The organism is Paraburkholderia sp. 2C, from assembly GCF_054589215.1.
The window spans coordinates 1-286 of the sequence record NZ_BAAILL010000072.1; the positions used below are offsets into that span (position 1 = coordinate 1).

The 286-nt window shown below is 64.0% G+C and carries 1 protein-coding gene; it reads right to left on the bottom strand.

Going from position 1 to position 286, the window contains the following annotated elements; translation table 11 throughout:
* A partial coding sequence (locus tag ACYPXD_RS33115; RefSeq protein ID WP_459719730.1) for a hypothetical protein occupies positions 1–286 on the bottom strand: 286 nt, incomplete at both ends.

Genomic DNA, 286 nt, shown 5'->3' on the forward strand with positions numbered 1-286 from the left:
GATCGACAGCAGCTTGCGATCCTGGTCGAGCAGAAACGAGAAGTCCATACCGAGCGCCATCTCGCGCGACGTGTCGGCCAGCGAGCGCAGACGTGCCTGCAAAAGCTGCGGCACGGCGCCAAGTTGCTGCCGGTCGCGACTGTGCTCGCTCACACTGCGATGCAAGGCTTCGATCCAGAACATCAGATCCGCGTAACTGTCGTCGCCGCTGGCCGGCATGATCGCGCGCGTCGTCTGCGCGGCTTTCTTCGTCAGCCGGATCAGCGACGGCGACAACGCGTCAAGC